Raw genomic sequence first — 23251 nt, 5'->3', positions numbered from 1 at the left:
ATAACTAAAAAAGAACGTCCTCTCCGTAAGGAAAAGGACGTTCTTTTTAGTTGTTCTCTGGATATAAAATCAGTCCATCAGATCGTTCTATTGTTTCCATAATAATGGATGATAAATCGCTAAGAGGATAAGGCTTCGTCAAATACTCACTAATATGGAACTTTTTCATCAGTAACGGTTCTTTTTCCAATGAAGAAGATATAACAATCGGGATTGATTTAGTTTTAGTATGTTCTTTCATTTGGCTAATTAGATCCCAACCGTTTTCACCTTCTTCTAGCATAAGGTCGACGACGACTGCAGCCGGTTGCAGTTTTTCAATACATACAAATGCTTTGTTTACTTTGGAATGATGAATGACTGAAAATCCATTGCTTGCTAACTCTTCACCTAGTAATAATGAAATATTCACATCATCTTCTACTATGACAATTAAAGGTTTGTCGTAGTCAATCTTTTCTATTGGCAACTGCTGTTTCAAAGGAAGGGAGAAGAAGATTGTCGTCCCTACGTTTTCTTCAGAACTTACCCAAATCTGTCCGTTATGGTCTTGTATAATCTCCTTACATATAGATAAACCTAGACCGGTACCGCCAATTTTTCTACTATAACTATTATCGAATCTATAAAATTTCTCAAATAGATGTCCAATAGTATCTGAAGGGATGCCAATCCCTTCATCCGCTATGGAAACGACAATTGCGTCTTGTTGATTTAACAGCGTAATATTGACATTTCCACCTTCAGGAGAAAACTTAATAGCATTTCCAATTAAATTCATGAATACTTGCAGTACACGATCATAATCCGCTCTGACTATAGATGAATATGTGAGATCTTGAATCTTTAAAGTATGGCGAGGGGATTGTATTCTCAAATAGGATACAGCCTTTTCAGCTACTGTATTAACCGATACATCTTCTATTGAATATGATTGACGCCCTGATTCCATCCGCTGTAAATCTAAGAAGTCATTGATAAGGGCGGTCAATCGGTTTGCTTCGCTGTGAATAGTTTCAAGATAGCGTTTTTGGCGTTGCTCATCCATATCTTTATTCAGTAAAAGCTCAGAGAATCCGAGTATACTTGATAAAGGAGTTCGTAACTCGTGACTGACAGTCGACACCAATTCTGTTTTCATTTTATTGACTTCGTGTTCATGCGTTATATCACGGTGTACGAAAATCGTACCCACTTTTTCTTGTTGAATAATAATTGGGACACTATACACATTCATAACCCGAGACTTTTTAGAAGGCAATGATAGTGTATAGTGGTTATTTATGAATTCCGTGGATTCGGATCGGATTGCCTCATCAAGAAATGCTTTGTATTGAACAGGGTCATTAATTTGCTTCAGGAAATACTCTGTCCACTCTTCTCTTGGCCATGCCTTATGTTCCGTTTCCGGTTCCATGCCAAGTAAATCAAATAAGGCTGTATTATACTTATCGCCCTCACTTGTATTTGAAACGAAACGAATTCCTTCATTGATGTTATCCAAGATATTCTGATTCAATTGACGTTCATGACTAATGAGTTCGTATTGCTCAATCCGGTCCACCGCAATCGCAATTCGTTTAAGCAAACCGTATAAATCTTTTTGGTCGTCATCCGTAAACGGCTTGCCGATACGCGAGAGAACGGAAACGACACTTAATTCGTTGGCGACATTGTAGATACCTGTCACAAAATCATAGACATACGTAGTACTGTCAGCTATTCCTTTTTCATATACTGCTTCTCGTTTGATGATAAAATAGGGCTCTGTTTCAAGTCGGATTTTTATATAATCTAGCCGTTCTTGTTTAATTTCATTGAAAAACTGTTGTGAAATACCTTTCAACGTATGAATTTCACTTTTAGGAAGCCAAAGAAAACTTAAATCGGATTGATAGATTTTATTTAAATAGTCGGAAGTTTGGTCGCATACTTCTTGCTTATCCAACGAGAATGATAAAATATGACTCAAACCGTTGTAACGTTCTAAACGAATACGGGTAAATCGAGCTTCAGATAAAGCGAATTCCATTTTAGTCTGGCGATTGAATAATTCATCTTGCTGTGTAATCAACTCTTCATTTTGGGCAAGAAGCTCTTGCTCATTCATTTGTATACGTTCCATCATTTTATGAATGGATTGCGAGAGAGCACCGATTTCATTCTCTGACTGAATAGGCTGGAATAAGACGGTACCTTCTGTTTCATACTGATCTGCTGCACGCGTGATATCCTCTACCGGCTTAACCACCCGGTTGATAACGTTCCAAACCATATAGATTGGAATAAGCAAGAAGGTAAAGCCGAAGATGGTGATAATCAAAAAGAATGCTTTAGTTTGTTGCATCGTATTATCGTATGCGAGTTTCATCTTTTCCTTTGAAGAATCTTCGTATTCATTAGCATATTTAAGGAAACTGTTGACGGTTAGGTTGGTACCACTCTTTGCCAATTCCTGTAATCCATCATAATCATCATCTTCAACAAAATGAATCGCTTTTGGAAGGGTGACATTTTCGTATTCCATCAAGAAGTTATCGATTTCGTCAATGATTTGCTGTTCGTCTGCATTTAGTGGAAGAGATTTAAATTCACTGGAATAAGAATGTATGTCTTCGATTGCTTGATAAGCAAAGTTTAGTTCTTCCTCTATTTGAAAAGCGTAGTAACCACGTATCCGAAAGAATAGATCTTGAATCGAATCGGATATTTCTTCAATCAATTCCGATTTATTTATTGAATCTTGCTGTAGATCTTCTAGTTCGTCCCAAGAGCTACTAGCATAGAAATACATACTACCCATTCCGATGATCGCGATGACTATTGATACGATAAATACTTTTATGTATTGTTGGCGAATTCCTTTTTTCTGCACGACCCGATTGCCCCTTCCCACTTTCGCAACTACTCCTATTCTACCATTTTGACATGTTATATACAGATAGAATTTTCTGTTAAGAAATTATTTTTTTGAGATGTGATAGGTCAAAAATATTATGTATGAAGACTAGCCAAAAGTAAATGATAGTTGAAGTGGTAATCATAGAAGTCAGTAGAGAAAAAAGAGGACAAGCCGATAATTTAATAGGCTTGTCCTCTAGCGAGTCAATGACATAGTTACTCGAAAATATACTTTAATGCTAAAACTGCTTGATCTACCGATTCTACCGTAACATGTGCTTTACGGGATAGTTCTTTTAATGGGTGGTGATGATTTTCCTGACGAATCAGAATGAGTGGTTTCCCGAAAGCGACTGCTGCGCTGGCATCCATCGCAGTATTCCATTGTTTGTACTGTTCACCAAATAATGCGATGACGACATCTGATTTTTTCATTAATAGTTCTGTTCGTAAGTTGTTGAGGCTTGAAGCTGCGGCATCTTTAAAGATTTTATCCGGTTGTTGTCCAAGAATTTCTTCTCCGATGTTGTCTGAACGGTCATGGTCTTCCATGGGTCCGACAAAATCTACCGGTAATTGTAGATCCTTTGCTTGTTGTTTGACTTCATCTCGCCAAGACGTGTGAATTTCCCCAGCTAGGTATACTGTTAATCGCATGAAAACCCCTCCTAGTTTGATATTCTTTATTGTACCATGCATCCGATCTTGCTTCATCCGATGTACTGGGGGAGAAAGAGTTCATGAATATGGTACACTGAATAAAAAGAGGAGAGATGAGTATATGAATGGACAAAATCGTTCAGATGTAAAACCTGGGTTACGTGTAGCTGTTATTTTAAAGAAAGATCAGCGTAGTGGAGTGAAAACAGAAGGTGTTGTCAAAGATTTGTTGACCAATTCCAGCTTCCATCCACACGGTATTAAAGTGCGACTTGAAGACGGACAAGTTGGACGCGTAGCAGAAATATTAGGATAATAGAAAAAAGAGAGAGGGGAAACCCTCTCTTTTTTCTATTAATGATTATTCTCCATCCCGATACGTAACAGCTGTACCGGTGGCGATACACATCATCATGCCTTCACGTACCATTTCGAAATCTAAGTCTACACCGATGACAGCATTCGCCCCCATAGCACTCGCTTTCTGGGACATTTCATCAATGGCTGTTTGACGTGCTTCAGTTAGTTTGCTTTCATAAGCAGCGCTGCGTCCACCTACAATATCGGTGACAGATGCAAAAATATCTCGTACGATATTTGCTCCCATGATAGTTTCTCCTGATACGATCCCGTGATACGTTTCAATTGTCCGGCCTTGTAGCATGTTAGTTGTCGTGTGTAACATTCGATCTCCCCCTTTGGTTTATATATATACGTTATGATAGAACGAATGGTTTCAAATAAATGTAAAGTGTGAAAATAAAACGTTTATTTGTTCTGTGTCAAATGAAGTAATTTCCCAGGGAATCGTATCGAAAAATAGTCATATTCTACGAGTCTCGAAATAAAGGTTCAAAGCTCGCTACCTATCAGGTAGTATGAGTACATAGATAGAAAAAAGGAGATGATAGTATGACAGAACAAATGTATCAGCTTATTTCCATAATCGTTTATATGGCGGCTATGCTGTTCATTGGTTGGTATGCGTTCAAACGTACATCGAACCTGACGGATTATATGCTTGGTGGACGTTCACTCGGACCGGCTGTTACAGCACTGAGTGCGGGAGCTTCCGATATGTCGGGTTGGCTTTTGATGGGATTACCGGGCGCAATTTATTTAAGTGGATTAGGTGAAATATGGTTGGCTATTGGCTTGACGGTAGGTGCTTATTTGAACTGGTTGTTTGTGGCACCACGTTTACGTGCCTATACACAAGTCTCGAATAACTCTATCACGATTCCGAGTTTTCTCGAGAACAGATTAAAAGATACTTCTCGTTTACTACGAGTAGCTTCAGGAATCATTATCTTGTCATTCTTCACGTTCTACGTATCTTCAGGTATGGTAGCGGGTGGTAAGTTCTTCCAAAGTTCATTTGGATTAGAGTATCATACGGGGCTTATTATTGTATCAGTAGTCGTGCTAGCTTATACGTTATTTGGTGGATTCTTAGCCGTCAGTTATACTGATTTTGTTCAAGGATTGATTATGTTTTTAGCGTTAATTTTAGTGCCTTCATTTGGTATTTTCATTACAGGTGGATTTTCTGAAACAGCGGCGAGTATTAGAGAAGTTGATCCTTCGCTGTTTAACTTTGTATCAGGTGTGAGTGTAGTAGGTATCATTTCTTCGCTTGCATGGGGACTCGGTTACTTTGGGCAACCGCATATTATCGTCCGTTTTATGGCAATCAGCTCAGTTAAAGAGACAAAAAGTGCAAGACGGATAGGGATTGGTTGGATGATACTAAGTTTGATTGGTGCAATTTCTACTGCATTAATCGGTATCGCGTATTTTCAGCAAAATAGCGCAGACTTAGCGGATCCAGAAACAGTCTTTATTGTTCTAGGACAGATTATCTTCCATCCGCTAATTGCAGGCATTATGCTAGCTGCAGTCTTGGCAGCTATCATGAGTACGATATCCTCCCAATTGATTGTGACTTCCTCTGCGTTGATTGAAGACTTGTATAAAGCGGTTTTCAAAACAAATGCTACGGATAGTCGTTATGTATTTTTAGGTCGTCTAGCTGTTCTGCTCGTGACGATTGTCGCAATGGTGCTCGCTTGGCCAAATAAAGAATCTGTCTTGAAGTTGGTTTCGTTTGCTTGGGCAGGTTTTGGTGGGGCATTCGGTCCTATCATCCTTTTATCATTATATTGGAGAAAATTAACGGCTAAAGGTGCGCTATACGGTATGATCACTGGTGCAATTACAGTCGGTATTTGGGGTAACGTCAAGTTCTTATCGAGTTCATTATATGAAATCGTTCCAGGGTTTGTGATTTGTCTTCTTGTTGCGGTTGTAGTAAGTAAAATAACGTATAAACATGACTCGGTTATTGAAAAAGAGTTTGATGATACAATAGAGTTAATTGAAGAAGGAAAATAAACGAAAAGAGCTATCCTGCACAGTGTGCACGGATAGCTCTTTTTGTATATTTTATAATGCGTCGGTAACTTCATCGCCATCGGGTAAATACTCGTACAATCCAATATCTTTCAAGCCTTTTTTAATCTTCGTCGTATAGCCGAGTTTTTCATTGGATAAGAAGGTGGCTTTAGAAATAATTAGTTGCTTTAGCGTAGGCAAGTAACTAGGATCAATTTGTTGCCAAAGTTGATAGGACTCAATTAAATCTTCTAGCGTCAGATGTTTATAATCATCGCCTTCGAAAGTGGATTCTGGAGAGATTTTATACCAAATATCTCCGGAATCACGAATCCATTTATCTTTTTGATAGACGATGGCTCGCTGGATATTACGTGCGGTTTGAAGATATCTCCAATCCCCGAACTCCTGGTAAGACATGAGTAAAATATTCATACCACCGAGTGCATGGTTCATGGATGTATGGGTAGTGACTTGCTGTTTTATTGGAAAGTAGTCTGCAATATAATACGCATCACTGGCTACTCGATTAATATTACCTTTACCTTGCTGGGAAACGAGAAGGTCAGCATAATCACGCAGTGGTTCATTCGCAGAAGGAATTCCAAACTCATCGCCGATATTATAATAGAATAAAGCGATTTGTTCATTGAAACGCGTATCAATAAATGGTGCGTGAATATCATATAAGTTTTTAAGATACGTACTTGTTACTTCCGTTTCCCAGTAGTCTTTGTCCTGTTTAAAGTTTTTCAAGTTGACGAAGGCATTATAGACCAGATTCTCATAGTAACGTCCTTTATTTTCATGATAAAGTGTCAATGCGCGATCTTCTTTAAGCATCAATAAATTTCGACCGTAGTTTTGACCTGTAACGGGCATCGGTTCAGTCGAGTCAGCCAGTTTATTATACGAGCCTTCAGCTGTGTACCACTTATTCCGCTTTTTGTGATTCTGACTAGTTTCTCTCATCCACTTGAATATATCATTCTTTGAATTAAACAACTGCTCGTCTGAATCGACATACCAGTGGTCAGCAATTTCCCCTGTGTTGGCGTGTAGTGTATAAGAGGATAGCAGTGTTTTTCCAGCTAATGCATAGGAGAAATTCTCTTGCTCTTCAAGAAGTTCACGCGAGACGCTTTGTTCGTTATTATCATAGCGAAGGGATAATTTTTTGGATTGATAAGCCTGTCCAATCATCCGCTCTTCTACTGTGCCATCTGTCTTGATGAAGCGCAACAGACCTGTCGGATAAGTGGTCATATCAGCATCAGCCAAATCTGTGTTTTCACGCATGAGTGGATAGCGATCATAGCGTAATAAATTAATACGCGCAACATCCTCTTCCTTTTGAAGTACTTCTACCGTAATAGATTCGTCTGTTGGATTATTTAGTTCCGAGAATACAAATACATCTTTATTAGGTAATTCACGAACAGTTAATTTAATTTCTGCTCCTTCTTTTCCAACGGCATACGTATAGGTACTATCACGTGAAAACCCATAATCAGTTTGTGTAAATTCTTTATATTCAAAGGCATCCTTGGAGCGCAAATAAAGAGGGTGTGTACTGAACGGAACACTTCCTAAATAAGTATCGGGAACACTTTTTCTATAGGTAACAGACTCTTCCGGAGTGGAAAGTGTGAACTGCTTTGGTTGCTTAATACGATTAGTTTCTACTAGTATCCGGTGCAATGCTTTTGAAAAGTATGCTCTGGATACGAGCGAGTCGCCGTAATGAAGAAACTCCTCTACTTGAGGAAACGTATAAACAGGAATGTTTTTCAGCGTTGATCTATCCAAACTAGAAGGCCAGCTAGTAGATAACACTTTACCAAAGTCCTTTTCCATATCAAAAGCCGTAATGAATGAATTCCATAGTTCTGTCTTCGTCAATGGTTCGTCAAAGCCGAAAACACCTTGTTTGCTTGGTTGAATCCAGCCGTTCTCGACAGCGGTCGAAGCAAAACGTGCTTTATCCGATCCCCATGCGATATCTGAAAATCCATAAGATTTATCAATAAATTTTGATCCGAAAATTTTAGATAAAGAGACAGCAGCTTGACCCTTTGTTAGCGGTGTTTCAGGATGGAACTGCATATCGAAATTGCCTGTAATGATTTTCATTTCATCCAGCTGCATTATTTCATTTTTCGCCCAGTGATGATTAGGGACATCTATATATTTTATATCTGTCGTTTGTGCGCTGACAGACTGAATGGAACAAATGAAAAGTAGTGCTAGTAAACCCATTGCGGTATTCCATTTTCTCACGTTCATAACCTCCACCTAAATGTTGCTTCAATACTCTAGTATACCCCAAAATAAATCATAACGACAACGTAGGAAGCAAATAGGGACATATGATACAATCGGAATAGAATGACTACTATAAAGATGATAATAGAGGAGGTTTCTATATGAATAAAGAACAGTTTTTAGAGCGTTATGCAATTGATCGAAAGGGTACGAACTCGCTGAAATGGGACAAGCTTGAGGAACGTTTCGGTGATGCAGATTTACTTGCTGCCTGGGTAGCGGATATGGAGTTTAAAGCACCAGAGCAAGTGATAGAGGCATTGAAAGAAAAAGTGGATTTTGGGGTGTTCGGCTATACATATGCACCTGAATCATATTTTGAAGCGTTTATTAATTGGGAACGTGAGCGTCATGGTTATGAAGTGAAAGAAGAATGGATGCGTTTTTCGACAGGCGTCGTGACGGCATTATACTGGTTTGTAAATGCATTTACAAAACCTCAGGATGCAGTGATTATTCTATCCCCGGTCTATTATCCTTTCGCCAACGCAGTGAAAGATACGGGTCGTACACTGATAAGTAGCGAACTTATTAATACGGAAGGTATTTACACAATCGATTTTGAAGACTTTGAAAAGCAAATAATCGAGAATGACGTGAAACTATTCATTCATTGTACACCGCATAATCCCGTTGGCCGTGTATGGACGGTAGAGGAAGCGGAAAAACTCCTGTCAATCTGTGAACAGCATGACGTGTTGATTGTATCGGATGAAATCCATCATGATATGACGTTTGGCGATCATACACATATACCATCTGCAATTGTCTCTGGAGGGAAGTACGCAGAGCGTGTTATTACGGTAACTTCTGCTTCGAAAACATTCAACTTGGCAGGCTTGTTAACATCCCAGATCATTATTGAAAATGAAGCGTTACTAAAGCAGTTCGATACGTATGTGAATTCCGTGAATCAAACAGAAGTCAATATGCTAGGAATGACGGCTGCAGAAGCGGCTTATAATCATGGGGTGGACTGGCTTGAAGGGTTACGAGAAGTCGTGAAATCTAATGAACGCTATGCGGTTGAACAGTTCGCGGAGCATGCGCCTAAGTTAATCGTTACGCCGTTAGAGGGAACGTACTTATTATGGATTGACTTGCGTGCACATATCCAGCCGGATGGTGTAAAGGAATTCGTACAAGATACATGTAAACTAGCAATTGACTACGGAGAGTGGTTTGGGGAAAACTCAAAAGGCTTCATTCGTTTGAACCTTGGAACGAAACCACATTATATTAAGCAGGCAGTGGATACTATCATCGAGCACTTGCCACAATCATAAGTAATATAAAAAGATCACCGCTTCGTCAATATGACGTAGAGGTGATCTTTTCGCTATTATATACTGTAATTGTCATTTGTCGGTAGAAAACCAAGCAAAGGCTTCAGTTCATTCTCCAGGAAAGGCTTCGCCTGCAACATATTCCTGAATGCTGTGTAACGATCAATTTGCGCAACAGTTGGTTGTTTAGTAGTCCGGTAAGCGCGTATCAAGATGTTCTTCGGTGTGTGCTCCATATCGATGAACTCGACGAGTTGTGCTTCATAACCAACTAATGTTAGCAACTCTGCGCGGATGGAATCGGTTGCGAGTGCAGCAAAACGTTCCTTTACTAGGCCATGTTGCAACATGATATCGAGTGCCGGAGCATGAACTTGTGAAAACAGCTCATGCTGACAACAAGGAACAGATAGGATGACGGAAGCCCCCCAGTTAACTGCTTTAGCCAATGCCATATCCGTAGCCACGTCACATGCATGAAGCGTGACGACCATATCGACTGCGGTATCCCCATCATATTCATTGATATCGCCTACTAGAAATTCCAGCTGATCGTATTGCAGATCACGTGCGATTTCTTGACATTCTTCAATGACTTCTTTTTTCAGATCTAATCCCGTCACCCGAATATCCAGACCTTTTTCGATTCGCAAGTAATGATACAGTGCGAACGTCAAATAAGATTTACCTGATCCGAAATCGAGTATGCGAATCGGACGGTCTTTTGGCAAGTGGGAAAGCGTGTCATCAATCAGTTCGACGAAGCGATTGATCTGACGGAACTTATCATGTTTTTGATTCTTAACCTTACCTTCGGGTGTTTGAACACCAAGGCGAATGAGAAATGGGTAAGGTGTGCCTTCATGCAATGCATAATTCTTCGTACGATTATGCGCATAGTCTACTGTCTTTTCGGTATTGAGGAAAATTCGTTTAATAGAAACTTTCATCTTCTTGGATATTTGAATCTGCATCGTTTCATCTGACAAATCAATGTGGAATTGCTTAAAGTTTTCCAAAGCCTCGTGCAAGGGCTGCGCCACGTCTTCTAGCGCCACATTGTCATGCTTCAGAACACGTTCATGTTGATATTCAAATTGAATATAAAATTCACCTTTTAGTTCAAGCGGTTTTAATTTAATTCGCTTCACATCATTGGATTTCATTCGTGGCCCACTAATTGTGGCACGGATGAATGTTCCATCTGCCATGCGTCGCTGGAGTAGTTCCAGCACGTCATCTATTGACATTGTTTGACACTCCTGTCTGTCTTCAGTTCAATAAGAATCCTTGTTTTTCTAAGAATGCCTGGAGATCCGTTCTTCTTGGTGATTCAAGGAAATCGGCCATTTCTTTTGTCCACATTGCATCACGTTGATTGGAGTCACGGCTTGCATAGTATTCTTTCATGATTTCATCATAAGCTGGTAATAGATCAGTGTACTGTTCTTCGTTATACGTGTTTTCATGCAAAACGGCTTCTACAGGTAAACGTGGTTTGACTCCATTGGATTCATTTGGAACACCGATAGACAATCCGAATAGAGGCACAACGCCTTTCGGTAATTCCAGTACTTCTGAAATTTCTTCCATCGCATTCCGTACGCCGCCGATATAGCAAATGCCGTAGCCTTTGGATTCGGCAGCAATGACGACATTTTGTGCGAATAGACCAACGTCGACCGCGCCAACTAGCACATTCTCTACTACGGTATAGTCGATTTCCTGACCATGTAAACGAGCAGCGTGAGATAAGCGGTTATAATCCATACAAAATACTAATACCGCACCGGCTGTATAGAATTGGCGGCGGTTCTTGGATAGCTCAGCTAATTGACCGCGTTTTTCAGTGTCTGTTACATACATTACGGTACAGGCTTGCACGAAGTGAGAACTTGCTGCGTGCTGACCTGCTTTAACTAGTTCCATAACTGTTTCTCTTGAAATCGGCTCATCTTTGTAACGACGAACCGATGAGTGAGATTTTAATAAATCGATTACCATACAATCCCTCCGCATTCGTTATCATCAGGACATAAATACTCCTGAAACTCTTCTTTTATCCTACACTATTCTGACCTTTCGGGAAACACTGAAGCTTATTTAGATTGTAGCTGTTCTCATACTATGAGAGGTTATATTGCATCATTGTCTCGCATCGTATATTCGTTGTCCAAAAACAGTAGGAATGTAGCGGGACTTTCATTTACGGGATAGGTCGGTGAATCCCGTTTGGTAAGACAGGTTTGATATGATAGAGGGAAATCATCTATTGAGGAGGGAGGGCTTACTATGAAACTCGACCATATTGTCTATTTCACCCAGAATGATGTACAGAGCATTGTTAAAGAGCAACGTGCAAAAGGTAAACGGACAGTAGCGGGTGGACAGCATGAAGACTGGGGAACAGCAAACGCATTATTATATGTTGATAATGCCTATATCGAATGGCTGACAGTAGAGGACGAAGACAAAGCGAGGGTGGCGGCAGCGCATTTGCCACTCATTGCACATTACTTTCATGATCAGCAATACGGAGATGGCTGGGCGAATGTATGCTTTTCGGTTGAAGATATGGAACAATGGAAAGATGAACTCGATAACAAAGGTTTCACTACAACAAAAATCCTCAATGCCTCACGAAAAACAGAAAACGGTGAGTTGCTTCGATGGAAGATGTTGTTTATCGAACAAACTGTCTCCAATGAATTGCCGTATCCGTTTTTCATTGAATGGGAAGAACCCGAAGCACAGCGAAAAGCTCGTCTCGCCAAGACTGGTGCAAGAACGACTTTCCATCCACAGCGAAAAGTTTCAGAATGTGTTTTTCATGTGGAAGAACCTTTGCAAGAAGCAGGTGAATGGGCGGTATTATTATCGCAAAAAGTCGGCGATGCACATGATATTCGAATCGGAGACATGGTCTTGCACTTTATAGAAAAAAGTGAAACGGTGCAACGTTTGGCGGAAGTTCATTTCATATCGAACGATTAGCAAACAGAACGAAGGGTAAACTATATAGAAAGATGTCGGGGGGATACTAGCATGGATGTGTTAATTGAAAAGGCCGTAGTAGTTGGAGTGCACGAACAAAAGGATTTGCACTTCGAATATGCGATGGAAGAACTGAAGAATTTGGCAGAAGCAATCAATGTGGAAGTCATAGGTGAAGTGACACAGAACTTGGAACGGAAAAACCCATCTACTTATATTGGGAAAGGAAAGATTGGTGAAATTCGTGAAGTGTATGAAGAAACCGGAGCTAATTTATTAATCTTCAATGATGAATTATCGCCTTCCCAGTTACGAAATCTGGAGAGAGATCTAGAGTGCAAAATTATTGACCGTACTATGCTTATATTGGATATTTTTGCGAGGCGCGCGCGCAATAGAGAAGCACAGATGCAAGTCGAATTGGCGCAACTACAATATACATTACCGCGACTCGTAGGACTTCGTGCATCACTCAGTAGGCAAGGTGGTGGCACAGGAGGCGGCTTACAGAATAAAGGGGCGGGTGAAACAAAGCTAGAGCTCGATCGTCGGAAAATTGAAGATCAGATCGCGAAGCTTCGCCGTGAGCTAGAGCATGTAAGTGATCAACGGGAAACGCAGCGGAAACAGCGTGTCAGAAGCGGCATACCTGTTGTGTCGATCGTGGGGTATACAAACGCTGGGAAATCCACGTTAATGAATCGGTTGCTGCAATATACAGATGTGGATGAATCCAAAGAAGTTAGTGAAAAAGACATGCTATTCGCAACGCTCGAAACCGCTGTAAGAAAAATCAAACTGCAAGATAAAAAAGAGTTTATTTTAACAGATACCGTAGGATTCGTATCCAAACTTCCTCACCATCTTGTCCAAGCATTCCGTTCGACACTAGAAGAAGCCAAGAATGCCGATTTACTGTTGCATGTTGTGGACGTTTCCGATGAAGAACACGGTCATATGATGGATGTGACCAATGAAACACTAGGGGATATAGGAGTAAAGAGTATTCCTACTATCAACATATATAATAAATCAGACTTAACTGAAATCGCCTATCCGCGTACAAAAGATCAAAGTATTTGGATGTCAGCTGGCGAAAATAAAGGCATACCTGAATTATTAACATTGATTCAGCAAAACTTGTTCCGACAATATGTCACTTGTAAAATAATGATTCCATACGATCGTGGAGAAATTGTTGCACATCTCAATGAAAATGCCTCGATTAAAGATACAGCATACGAAGAAGAAGGTACATTGATGACCGTGGAAATGCCCGAAAGTGAATGTGAACGCCTACAAGAATTCATAATGAAGTGAATGTAAATAAAAAAAAGGGCTGCATGCGCATTGCATGCAGCCAAATCCTTTTATCTTTATAAGAAGAGAAAGGGGGTGGGATGCTTCTAGTTTGCCCGATTACTAAGAATTTAAACCTCTTGATAAAAAACAAGAAAAAACATGTTAGATAATCGTTGATATTGCCTACTAATTTGTATTTCATGCTTCATACAATAGGTGGATTTGAAGATCTATCTTAACTAACCGCACAACAAAGCGAGAACAATATATAAGGAGTGATGGACTGTATGAAAAAATGGACAACCATTCTCACTGCAGGGACGTTAGCGTTTGTTTTAAGTGCCTGCGGCCAAACTGCTGAACCTAAAGAAGATCCTATGACAGGAAAAAAAGAAGAAGTGGTCGTCAAAAGTGACCTAACAGCGGGTGAAGTAATGGAAAAAGCGAGTGCAGCAGCTGAAACCCAGCAAAGCATGCATTCGGATATGGACATTATGCAAACGTTAGAAATGGGCGATGAGAAAAAAGAAATGAATTCAACAATTGAGATGGATATGATTCTTGAACCGCTCGCAATTCGTCAAACGATGAATATGCAAGCTAATGGTGAAGAAATAGCGATAGAACAATATATGACTCAAGAAGGCTTCTTCATGAAGAATCCAGAGTCAGGTAGTTGGATCAAATTGCCGAATGAAATGTATAAAGAAGTCACCGGTCAAACAGCAGGAATGACTGAATCACCAGTGGACTTCACTATGTATGAGGAATATGCAGAAGACTTTACATTTGAAGAGACCGACGATGAATATGTTCTAACGTTGATAGGCTCCGGTGAAAAATTCAGTGAGCTTATGAAAGAGATGTTGGATCAGAACATGCCAGCGGAAGCAGATGAAGCGAAGTTGGATAACGTCGATATGAAAGTTGAAAAAATTGATCTGCAATTTACTATCGATAAAAAGACATTCTTCACAAAAGACTTTGACATGGATATGATCATGGCAATGGAGGAACAAGGCCAGCAAGTTAAAGTCACACAGAATATTAAAGGTACTATGACCAAGATCAATGAGATTGATGAAATCAAAGTACCGAAAGAAATACTGGATAGTGCTAAAGAAATGGATTAACAGTAAATGAATACGCCGTTTTCCGTGTCATACGGAAAACGGTTTTTTCGTATGATCTCATATGGATGAATAAATAACGGTGCATTAGTCCCGTAATCGTCAATTAGTGAAAAGTATTGATAACGATTTTCATTTAGATATTGACATCATATGCTAAACGCGGTAATGTTGTTCTTGAGCGAATGATAATCATTTTCATTTAAGTGAGAAATGCTCAAATATTCGATATCGGAGTTCTTCATGAAGAAACGTTACTTAATTACAGCAGTTATACTTTTATCATTTCTTTCGCTGTTTGTCGGTGCAAGCCGAATCACACCAGCGGACCTATTGGACTGGCGCTCGGAAGCAACAGAAATATTCTTAATAAGTCGTGTTCCACGATTAGTCGCGATATTGCTTGCAGGTGCAGGGATGAGTATTGCAGGTTTGATTATGCAACAACTGAGCCGCAATAAATTTGTCTCTCCTACTACAGCAGGAACGTTGGATGCGACTAAACTTGGAATCTTAGTGTCCATGTTGATATTTACCAACGCGACACTATTAGAAAAAATGGCGGTATCATTTACATTCGCCTTACTTGGTACATTCTTGTTTATGCAAATTCTTGATCGTATTAAATTTAAAGATGCGATTTTCATTCCGCTAGTCGGATTGATGTTTGGGAATATCTTATCTTCCATCGCCACATTTTTTGCATTTAAAGCAAACGTGATCCAGAATATGTCGGCTTGGCTTCAAGGAGACTTTTCTATGATCATGAAAGGTCGTTATGAGCTTTTGTATATAAGTGTACCTGTGTTGATCATTACATATTTATATGCGAATCGATTTACAGTGGCGGGTATGGGAGAAGACTTCTCCAAGAACTTAGGACTCGCTTACAAGAGTATCGTCAATATCGGACTGATCTTAGTGGCACTAATTACGACAACCGTTGTATTGACAGTAGGTCTGATTCCTTTCCTAGGGTTAATCATTCCGAACATCGTCTCGATTTTCAAAGGAGACCATCTGCAAAAGACATTGCCGCATACCGCATTGCTAGGTGCAATCTTCCTTCTTATCTGTGACATTCTAGGCAGGGTTATTATCTTCCCATATGAAATCTCGATCAGTTTAATGGTCGGTGTCATCGGAAGCGCAATCTTCCTGTTCTTGTTGTTTAGGGGGAAAGCCTATGCGTAACTCAACGAAACTGCTAATTTTATTGGCATTCTCATTAGTCTTTTGCGGGTTGTATCTATTTCAAGGTTTGAACGGCAGCTATGACTATGCACTTCCTAGAAGAGCAGTCAAAGTCGTGGCTATGATTTTAACAGGTGTAGCAGTGGCATATTCCACAGTTATTTTCCAGACAATCACACATAACCGCATTTTGACACCAAGTATCATGGGATTGGATTCACTCTATATCCTGCTGCAAACCGTACTCATTTTCTTTTTCGGATCTACATCATTTGTACTGGTCAACCAGCAGTTTAACTTCATGCTGTCGGTAGGTGCGATGATATTATTCGCCTTGCTGCTTTATCACTTTTTATTTGGTAAAGGGAATAGGCCGATTTATTTCTTATTACTAGTCGGCATCATCGTAGGTACATTTTTCGGAAGTATATCGACATTCCTGCAAGTGATGATCGATCCGAATGAATTCTTGCGTGTGCAAGATAAGATGTTTGCGAGTTTCAACAATATCAATGGTGATCTCGTTTGGTGGGCATTATCGATATTGGTTATCACACTTGTTATCGGTTGGCGCTATATCAATGAACTCGATGTTTTATCATTGGGACGCGATACAGCTATCAATCTAGGTGTGCCGTATCAGTCGGTCGTCAAGATCATGCTGATTTTATCGGCAGTACTGATTGCGGTGTCCACTGCACTTGTAGGTCCGATTACTTTCTTCGGGCTAATTGTAGCCAACTTGTCTTACCAATTCTTCAACACGTTCAAGCATTCAGTGTTAATCGCTGGTGCTGCGTTGATGAGTGTCATTGCATTAGTAGGCGGTCAATGGATCGTTGAACGTCTTTTCTCTTTCTCGACCACACTCAGTGTGATCATTAACTTTGTCGGTGGCATTTACTTTATCTACTTATTATTAAAGGAGAGTCGATCTTCATGATTCAAGTTCGTGAGATAACGAAGTTTTATGGGAAAAAAGCAGTCGTCGAAAAGGTCAGTGTAAATATTCACCGTGGAAAAATCACATCTTTCATTGGACCGAACGGGGCTGGTAAATCTACTCTTCTATCAATGGTAAGTCGTTTAATGGATGCCGACACGGGCGAGGTATTGCTCGATAAAAGCAAAGTGAAAGATATGAAATCCAATGATTTTGCTAAGCGCGTCGCGATTTTAAAGCAATCCAACTTTATGAATGTCAAACTTACCATCCGTGAACTTGTTTCGTTCGGCCGTTTCCCGCATAGTAAGGGCCGTCTTCAGGAAGAAGATGAGCGGATGGTGGATCAGGCGTTGGAGTATATGGGCCTGACAGACATGCAAGAAGCTTATTTGGATGAATTATCCGGCGGTCAGCGTCAGCGAGCTTTCATTGCGATGACGATTGCACAAGACACCGACTATATCTTGCTCGATGAACCACTGAATAACCTGGATATGAAACACTCCGTGCAAATCATGAAAATCTTGCGCCAACTAGTCGACGATCTTGGCAAAACGGTGGTCATCGTCTTGCATGACATCAACTTTGCCTCTGTCTATTCAGACCGTATCGTTGCGTTGAAAAACGGAAAAGTCGTCAAGGACGGAGTAACAAACGATATTATTACCTCAGATTCATTACGTGAAATTTATGATATGGAAATCCCGATTCAACAAATGAAAGATTGCCGTATTTGTGTGTATTTTAACTCTTAAAATAAATCATAAAAAGTGAGGAATTATACTGAAATGAAGAAACTTACCCTTTCCCTATTCGCATTAATCTTAATGCTTGCACTAGCTGCTTGTGGCGGTGCGAAAGACGAAGAAAAACCTGCAGACAATGCAACACCTGAAGACAAGCCAGCTGAAGAAAGCAAGGAAGTAACGATTACACATGAACTTGGTGAAACAACACTTGAAAAGAACCCTGAAAAGGTAGTCGTTTTTGACTTTGGAACATTAGATACGTTGGATGAGCTAGGAATTGAAGTTGCAGGTCTTCCACAATCAAACGTACCAGGTTACCTTTCTAAATACGAAGATGAGAAATATGAAAATCTTGGTAGTTTGAAAGAGCCTGACTTTGAAGCAATCAATGCAATGAAGCCAGACGTGATCTTCATCTCTGGACGTCAAACAGACTTGTATGATCAGTTATCTGAAATTGCACCAACAGTTTACATGGGTATTGATACAGCTAACTACATGGATTCTTTCAAAGAGAACATGGGCAAAGTCGCTACAATCTTCGATAAAGAAGATGAGATGAATACTGAATTAGCAGATGTAGATGCAAGCATCGAAGACATCAAAACTAAGACTGAAGGTATCGACAGCAATGCATTGATCATCTTAGCAACTGAAGGAAAAGTAAGTGCATACGGCCCGAGCTCACGTTTCGGACTAGTACATGACGTATTCGGTTTTGAACCCGCTGACGAAAAAATTGAAGTTTCTACACATGGACAAAATATTACGTTTGAATATATCTTAGAAACAAACCCGGATATTCTCTTCATAATCGACCGTGACGCAGCTATTGGTAACGGCGCAACAGCAAAAGATTCTGTTGAAAACGATCTTGTGAAGAAAACAAACGCATTCCAAAATGACAAAATGGTTTATTTGAACGGTGAATACTGGTACCTATCTGGTGGCGGGCTTCAATCAATCAAAGAAATGATCAAAGAAGTAGAAGCTGGACTATAAGAACGAATGAAACCCCGGGAGACTCTGTCTTCCGGGGTTTTTATATGCTTGTTGATTGTTCTTTAGCTTTAATTTGTTGGATTGAGCCCAATTACAATGTTTGGCCGCTCAATCGTGTTAAGAATCCGCTCATCCCCTCGGCCTACCCGCTCAATCATGTTCCGCATTCGCTCATACCTTAGCCTACCCGCTCAATCACGTTCCGTATTCGCTCATTACCTTGGCCTACCCGCTCAATCACGTTCCGTATTCGCTCATACCTTAGCCTACCCGCTCAATCACGTTCCGCATTCGCTCATTACCTCGGCCTACCCGCTCAATCATGTTCCGCATTCGCTCATTACCTCGGCCTACCCGCTCAATCATGTTCCGCATTCTCTCATACCTTAGCCTACCCGCTCAATCACGTTCCGTATTCGCTCATTACCTCGGCCTACCCGCTCAATCACGTTCCGCATCCGCTCATTACCTCGGCCTACCCGCTCAATCATGTTCCGCATTCGCTCGCCCCAGCCCACATCCAAAACCACCAAAATAAACCAAAAAACAAAACTAGTCAAATACAAATAAAAAGTGCTATAATGACACCTGTAAAGACATATAAAGATTGCACAATAGAAAGGTAGAAGCCTTGTGAAGAAGAAAGAAATATCTCGGAATAAATTACTAGGTATCGCTGGGACAGGCTGGATGTTCGACGCGATGGATGTTGGAATTCTGTCATTTGTTATTGCTGCATTAGCTGTAGAGTGGAATCTGACTTCGACTGAGATGGGCTGGATTGGTAGCGTAAACTCCATCGGTATGGCAATAGGAGCATTCGGATTCGGTTTATTGGCCGATCGGATTGGGCGCAAGCAAGTATTTATGATGACTTTGGTTTTATTTTCAGTTGCGAGTGGCTTATCTGCGTTGACAACGACATTATGGGCATTTTTAGCTTTGCGTTTCTTAGTAGGAGCAGGGTTAGGTGGAGAGTTGCCTGTTGCCTCTACATTAGTTTCGGAAAGCGTGTCTGCAAAAGAGCGGGGACGTGTAGTAGTTTTACTCGAAAGCTTTTGGGCAGCGGGTTGGCTCATAGCGGCTTTAATAGCGTATTTCGTTATCCCGGAATTCGGTTGGAGAGTAGCTCTGATTATCACAGCACTACCGGCATTTTATGCAATTTACTTACGACGTAATTTGCCTGACTCCAAGAAGTTTGAAGAGCAAGAAAAAACATCGCAAACGACAGGACAGAAACTAAAGCAATTACTGGCTCCTGCATTTAGAAAGCGGACAATTATGTTGTGGATCGTTTGGTTTGCTGTGGTCTTCTCGTATTATGGCATGTTCCTCTGGCTACCGAGCGTTATGGTGATCAAGGGTTTTAGTCTAATTAAGAGTTTCGGCTATGTATTATTGATGACATTGGCACAGTTACCAGGTTATTTCAGTGCCGCATGGTTGATCGAGCGCATGGGGCGTAAATTCGTCCTCGCTACCTATTTATTTGGAACGGCGCTCAGTGCTCTTGCTTTCGGTAATGCGGAGACATTGACTACGTTGATGGTGGCTGGTGCGTTTCTATCCTTCTTTAACTTGGGTGCTTGGGGAGCTCTTTATGCTTATTCTCCAGAACAATACCCTACAGCGATCCGAGCGACAGGCTCCGGGGTTGCAGCTGCAGTGGGGCGTGTAGGAGGTATTTTCGGACCGCTTCTCGTTGGTTCCTTGTTAACGGCAGGATACGGCTTCGGAATTATCTTTGGCATATTCTGCGCAGCAATTATGGTAGGTGTACTGGCTGTTATTTTCCTTGGAACAGAAACAAAACAAACTGAGTTAACATAGTATAAAGTAAGTCGTTTCCATTTTACATAAATGGGGGCGGCTTTTTCGATGGTTAACATTTTTGATTCGACATCGAAACCTTTATAATTACAGAAAGGAGTGGATACGATGTTTCGTGTACCAGATGAAATTGCGCGTATAGCTTTAGAACGCAGCGAAGGATTTCCAGTAGAAGGCTTTGTTCACGGGGAAGGTCCGAAATCACCGACACTCTTACTAATTGGAGAAGCACCGGGGGAACATGAAGCAATACATGGTGTTCCGTTCATCGGTCGTGCAGGTGATGAATTGATGAAATCCCTTGCATCGATCGGGTTAACACGTGAAGATGTTTATATGACGAGTTCGTTTCGCAGTAGACCGTACAAATGGGGGACAAAGAAAGAACGGGATGGTAGTTTGACGGAACGTAAGTATAATCGTCCACCCACACAAAAAGAGCAATTGGCTCATGCGCAAGTGCTCGATTTTGAAGTAGCCAATCTTCAACCAAAGCTCATCGTAACACTAGGGAATATTGGCTTGCAACGATTGCTAGGAAAACATGCGAAGGTTACAGCTCTTCATGGGCAAGTACTGACGCAACCTGTGCAATATTTAGCAGCATTAGAAGATAAACAATATAGTTTAACGGACGAATCGTACACTATATTACCGACATTCCATCCGGCATCGGTGTTTTATCGCCCATCCCTTAGACCTGACTTGGAAGCCGATTGGCACCGCATAGGTGAATACCTTCAAAGAAAAGTGCAACATCCGTTTGAATGAGATAGAAATGAGGAAACATCATGAATGCTCAAGTAAAACCTAAAGGATCCGTTAAAAACTTTATGAGCCTGGTCAAGACATTGCATTGGCCGGTAGCTGTAACAATCTTTGCCCTCTTGTTATCCCTAGTTGAAACAGCTGCGGGACTAGCCGTGCCACTGATTACTAAAGATTTAGTGGACTCGTTTACAAGTGAATTATTGAACTGGAAAACGGGTGTTTTTCTGCTCGTTTTATTCGTGGTACAAGCAATCGCCGGAGGCTTCTCCTACTATATGCTAGCCTTTATCGGTGAGACGGTAGTTGCGGATTTGCGTAATCAATTATGGCAAAAAGTACTGCGCTTACCTGTTCCATATTTTGATCGAAATGAAACGGGTGAAACGATGAGTCGGATTACGCAAGATACGACCGTATTAAAATCCCTTGTTTCAGAGCACCTAGTATCGTTCATCTCGGGGATGATTTCGATTGTTGGGGCGATCATTATTTTATTGGTACTCGATTGGAAGATGACGATTATCATGTTGATCAGTGTGCCTGTAAGTATGGCGATCTTGTATCCGCTTGGGCGCCTAATGCACAAAGTAGCAAAAGCGACACAGGCTGAGATGGCAAAATTTTCGGGGCATCTTGGCCGTGTGCTTGGAGATATCCGTTTAGTGAAAGCATACCGCGCAGAACCTACTGAAGGAGAGAAAGGCAAAGTTGCCATTCAATCGCTATTCCGATATGGGCTGAAAGAAGCGAAAATCCAGGCGGTTATTTCACCTATCATGATGTTGACGATGATGGGCATCCTAGTAGTGATTCTCGGATATGGAGGAGCTCAAGTTGCAAAAGGAGAATTATCTGCAGGAACGTTGGTTGCAATTATTTTCTTGCTATTTCAGATTATCGTGCCGTTCGCACAAATGGCTCAATTTTTCACTTCATTTCAAAAAGCAGTAGGGGCGACAGAAAGAATTCAAGGGATTCTGCGAATGAATTCTGAGCCGTCTGACGGTGAACGTTTATCGGAGACGGAAGGTGCCATTGCATTTTCAAATGTTCATTTTTCATATGAAGAGGGAAAAGGAGTAGTGAACGGAATTTCATTCATTGCTGAGAAAGGAACTGTAACGGCATTCGTCGGACCAAGCGGTGGAGGGAAGACCACAATCTTTTCCTTGATGGAGAGATTTTATCAACCGACTGCGGGGGAAATACGGCTTGGAGCAGATCCAATCCAAATGATTCCGTTATCTGATTGGCGCCAACGTATAGGTTACGTATCGCAGGAAAGCCCGTTATTGAGCGGAACCATAGTAGATAATATTGCGTACGGTTTGGAAAAGAGACCACCCCTTGAACAGATCATTGAAGCGGCAAAAGCAGCCAATGCGTATACATTCATCAAAGATATGCCGGATCAATTTGATACGATGGTAGGAGAGCGTGGTATGAAGTTATCAGGCGGCCAGCGCCAACGTATTGCGATCGCGCGTGCCTTATTGCATAACCCTGAGATTTTATTGTTAGATGAAGCTACATCGAATTTAGATAGCGGTTCGGAGACACATGTACAAGAAGCATTACGCCACTTGATGCAAGGCAGAACTACGCTTATTATTGCACACCGGCTGGCAACTGTATTGCATGCGGATCAATTACTGTTTTTAGAGAATGGACAGATTACCGGTAGAGGAAATCACGCCGAACTATTGAAAACACATGATCTTTACCGTGAATTTGCGAGAGGACAAGGATTGGCATGAAAACTGA

Annotated in this window: 19 protein-coding genes; 13 read left to right on the top strand and 6 right to left on the bottom strand. The window is 40.9% G+C overall.

Annotation, left to right across the window (positions count from 1 at the left end):
• Nucleotides 1–46: 46 nt before the first annotated feature.
• Together CSV68_RS06330 and CSV68_RS06325 are read right to left on the bottom strand one after the other, a co-directional pair.
• Nucleotides 47–2875, bottom strand: coding sequence for an ATP-binding protein (locus CSV68_RS06330; RefSeq protein ID WP_099633836.1), 2829 nt, complete (start codon nucleotides 2873–2875; stop codon nucleotides 47–49).
• 242 nt (nucleotides 2876–3117) lie between these two features.
• On the bottom strand, nucleotides 3118–3558 hold the full coding sequence (locus CSV68_RS06325) for a YtoQ family protein (protein ID WP_099633837.1): 441 nt from the start codon (nucleotides 3556–3558) through the stop codon (nucleotides 3118–3120).
• Between the two features lie 124 nt (nucleotides 3559–3682).
• Between CSV68_RS06325 and CSV68_RS06320 the strand changes: the two genes are divergently transcribed.
• Nucleotides 3683–3877 (top strand): YwbE family protein, encoded by a 195-nt coding sequence (locus tag CSV68_RS06320; RefSeq protein ID WP_099633838.1) that lies wholly within the window; start codon nucleotides 3683–3685, stop codon nucleotides 3875–3877.
• Nucleotides 3878–3922: 45 nt separating this feature from the next.
• Here CSV68_RS06320 and CSV68_RS06315 read toward each other — a convergent pair whose 3' ends face one another.
• Nucleotides 3923–4246 (bottom strand): YbjQ family protein, encoded by a 324-nt coding sequence (locus CSV68_RS06315; protein WP_099633839.1) that lies wholly within the window; start codon nucleotides 4244–4246, stop codon nucleotides 3923–3925.
• Nucleotides 4247–4473: 227 nt separating this feature from the next.
• Here CSV68_RS06315 and putP point away from each other — a divergent pair, with 227 nt between their 5' ends.
• Nucleotides 4474–5955, top strand: coding sequence for a sodium/proline symporter PutP (putP, locus tag CSV68_RS06310; protein WP_099633840.1), 1482 nt, complete (start codon nucleotides 4474–4476; stop codon nucleotides 5953–5955).
• A 51-nt stretch (nucleotides 5956–6006) separates the two neighbouring features.
• On the opposite strand, the gene CSV68_RS06305 is transcribed toward putP, so the two are convergent.
• Nucleotides 6007–8235, bottom strand: a complete 2229-nt coding sequence (locus tag CSV68_RS06305; protein ID WP_158233501.1) for an S-layer homology domain-containing protein — start codon at nucleotides 8233–8235, stop codon at nucleotides 6007–6009.
• Nucleotides 8236–8381: 146 nt separating this feature from the next.
• Between CSV68_RS06305 and CSV68_RS06300 the strand changes: the two genes are divergently transcribed.
• Nucleotides 8382–9566 carry a MalY/PatB family protein gene (locus CSV68_RS06300; protein WP_099661727.1) on the top strand — a complete coding sequence of 395 codons (1185 nt, stop codon included), beginning with the start codon at nucleotides 8382–8384 and terminating at the stop codon, nucleotides 9564–9566.
• 56 nt (nucleotides 9567–9622) lie between these two features.
• Here the strand turns inward: CSV68_RS06300 and CSV68_RS06295 are convergent, their stop codons facing one another.
• Complete coding sequence (locus CSV68_RS06295; protein WP_099661726.1) at nucleotides 9623–10816, bottom strand: class I SAM-dependent methyltransferase; 1194 nt, start codon at nucleotides 10814–10816, stop codon at nucleotides 9623–9625.
• 22 nt (nucleotides 10817–10838) lie between these two features.
• On the bottom strand, nucleotides 10839–11570 hold the full coding sequence (gene nfsA, locus CSV68_RS06290) for an oxygen-insensitive NADPH nitroreductase (RefSeq protein ID WP_099633844.1): 732 nt from the start codon (nucleotides 11568–11570) through the stop codon (nucleotides 10839–10841).
• A gap of 288 nt (nucleotides 11571–11858) precedes the next feature.
• Here nfsA and CSV68_RS06285 point away from each other — a divergent pair, with 288 nt between their 5' ends.
• From CSV68_RS06285 to CSV68_RS06240, 10 genes are all read left to right on the top strand, one after another.
• Entirely contained in the window at nucleotides 11859–12560 is a 702-nt protein-coding gene (locus tag CSV68_RS06285; RefSeq protein WP_099661725.1) for a VOC family protein, read from the top strand.
• A 51-nt stretch (nucleotides 12561–12611) separates the two neighbouring features.
• Entirely contained in the window at nucleotides 12612–13880 is a 1269-nt protein-coding gene (gene hflX / locus CSV68_RS06280) for a GTPase HflX (RefSeq protein WP_099661724.1), read from the top strand.
• A 269-nt stretch (nucleotides 13881–14149) separates the two neighbouring features.
• Entirely contained in the window at nucleotides 14150–14995 is an 846-nt protein-coding gene (locus tag CSV68_RS06275) for a DUF6612 family protein (protein WP_099661723.1), read from the top strand.
• A 240-nt stretch (nucleotides 14996–15235) separates the two neighbouring features.
• On the top strand, nucleotides 15236–16186 hold the full coding sequence (locus CSV68_RS06270) for an ABC transporter permease (protein ID WP_099633848.1): 951 nt from the start codon (nucleotides 15236–15238) through the stop codon (nucleotides 16184–16186).
• A complete protein-coding gene (locus CSV68_RS06265; RefSeq protein WP_099633849.1) occupies nucleotides 16179–17129 on the top strand; it encodes an iron chelate uptake ABC transporter family permease subunit in 951 nt (316 codons plus the stop codon). Before CSV68_RS06270 ends, CSV68_RS06265 begins: the two co-directional genes overlap by 8 nt.
• Nucleotides 17126–17887 carry an iron ABC transporter ATP-binding protein gene (locus CSV68_RS06260; RefSeq protein WP_099633850.1) on the top strand — a complete coding sequence of 254 codons (762 nt, stop codon included), beginning with the start codon at nucleotides 17126–17128 and terminating at the stop codon, nucleotides 17885–17887. Before CSV68_RS06265 ends, CSV68_RS06260 begins: the two co-directional genes overlap by 4 nt.
• Nucleotides 17888–17920: 33 nt before the next feature.
• Nucleotides 17921–18883 carry a siderophore ABC transporter substrate-binding protein gene (locus tag CSV68_RS06255; RefSeq protein ID WP_099661722.1) on the top strand — a complete coding sequence of 321 codons (963 nt, stop codon included), beginning with the start codon at nucleotides 17921–17923 and terminating at the stop codon, nucleotides 18881–18883.
• A 690-nt stretch (nucleotides 18884–19573) separates the two neighbouring features.
• Nucleotides 19574–20716, top strand: a complete 1143-nt coding sequence (locus CSV68_RS06250) for an MFS transporter (RefSeq protein ID WP_199168441.1) — start codon at nucleotides 19574–19576, stop codon at nucleotides 20714–20716.
• A gap of 108 nt (nucleotides 20717–20824) precedes the next feature.
• Nucleotides 20825–21487 carry a uracil-DNA glycosylase gene (locus CSV68_RS06245; RefSeq protein ID WP_099633854.1) on the top strand — a complete coding sequence of 221 codons (663 nt, stop codon included), beginning with the start codon at nucleotides 20825–20827 and terminating at the stop codon, nucleotides 21485–21487.
• A gap of 20 nt (nucleotides 21488–21507) precedes the next feature.
• Nucleotides 21508–23244 (top strand): ABC transporter ATP-binding protein, encoded by a 1737-nt coding sequence (locus CSV68_RS06240; protein ID WP_099661721.1) that lies wholly within the window; start codon nucleotides 21508–21510, stop codon nucleotides 23242–23244.
• Nucleotides 23245–23251 lie beyond the last annotated feature (7 nt).

The organism is Sporosarcina sp. P29, assembly GCF_002743265.1.
Taxonomy (GTDB): domain Bacteria; phylum Bacillota; class Bacilli; order Bacillales_A; family Planococcaceae; genus Sporosarcina.
The sequence above is the reverse complement of the archived record's forward strand: the minus strand, read 5'-3'. Positions and strand labels throughout refer to the sequence as shown.

What these genes read in the sequence shown, in the direction of transcription:
- CSV68_RS06270 (WP_099633848.1), top strand. Translation starts at nt 15,236, where the DNA reads ATGAAGAAACGTTACTTAATTACAGCAGTTATACTTTTATCATTTCTT.
- CSV68_RS06300 (WP_099661727.1), top strand. Translation starts at nt 8,382, where the DNA reads ATGAATAAAGAACAGTTTTTAGAGCGTTATGCAATTGATCGAAAGGGT.
- CSV68_RS06295 (WP_099661726.1), bottom strand. Translation starts at nt 10,816, where the DNA reads ATGTCAATAGATGACGTGCTGGAACTACTCCAGCGACGCATGGCAGAT.
- putP (WP_099633840.1), top strand. Translation starts at nt 4,474, where the DNA reads ATGACAGAACAAATGTATCAGCTTATTTCCATAATCGTTTATATGGCG.
- CSV68_RS06260 (WP_099633850.1), top strand. Translation starts at nt 17,126, where the DNA reads ATGATTCAAGTTCGTGAGATAACGAAGTTTTATGGGAAAAAAGCAGTC.
- CSV68_RS06245 (WP_099633854.1), top strand. Translation starts at nt 20,825, where the DNA reads ATGTTTCGTGTACCAGATGAAATTGCGCGTATAGCTTTAGAACGCAGC.
- CSV68_RS06265 (WP_099633849.1), top strand. Translation starts at nt 16,179, where the DNA reads ATGCGTAACTCAACGAAACTGCTAATTTTATTGGCATTCTCATTAGTC.
- CSV68_RS06275 (WP_099661723.1), top strand. Translation starts at nt 14,150, where the DNA reads ATGAAAAAATGGACAACCATTCTCACTGCAGGGACGTTAGCGTTTGTT.
- CSV68_RS06250 (WP_199168441.1), top strand. Translation starts at nt 19,574, where the DNA reads ATGTTCGACGCGATGGATGTTGGAATTCTGTCATTTGTTATTGCTGCA.
- nfsA (WP_099633844.1), bottom strand. Translation starts at nt 11,570, where the DNA reads ATGGTAATCGATTTATTAAAATCTCACTCATCGGTTCGTCGTTACAAA.
- CSV68_RS06320 (WP_099633838.1), top strand. Translation starts at nt 3,683, where the DNA reads ATGAATGGACAAAATCGTTCAGATGTAAAACCTGGGTTACGTGTAGCT.
- CSV68_RS06240 (WP_099661721.1), top strand. Translation starts at nt 21,508, where the DNA reads ATGAATGCTCAAGTAAAACCTAAAGGATCCGTTAAAAACTTTATGAGC.
- CSV68_RS06325 (WP_099633837.1), bottom strand. Translation starts at nt 3,558, where the DNA reads ATGCGATTAACAGTATACCTAGCTGGGGAAATTCACACGTCTTGGCGA.
- CSV68_RS06285 (WP_099661725.1), top strand. Translation starts at nt 11,859, where the DNA reads ATGAAACTCGACCATATTGTCTATTTCACCCAGAATGATGTACAGAGC.
- hflX (WP_099661724.1), top strand. Translation starts at nt 12,612, where the DNA reads ATGGATGTGTTAATTGAAAAGGCCGTAGTAGTTGGAGTGCACGAACAA.
- CSV68_RS06255 (WP_099661722.1), top strand. Translation starts at nt 17,921, where the DNA reads ATGAAGAAACTTACCCTTTCCCTATTCGCATTAATCTTAATGCTTGCA.
- CSV68_RS06315 (WP_099633839.1), bottom strand. Translation starts at nt 4,246, where the DNA reads ATGTTACACACGACAACTAACATGCTACAAGGCCGGACAATTGAAACG.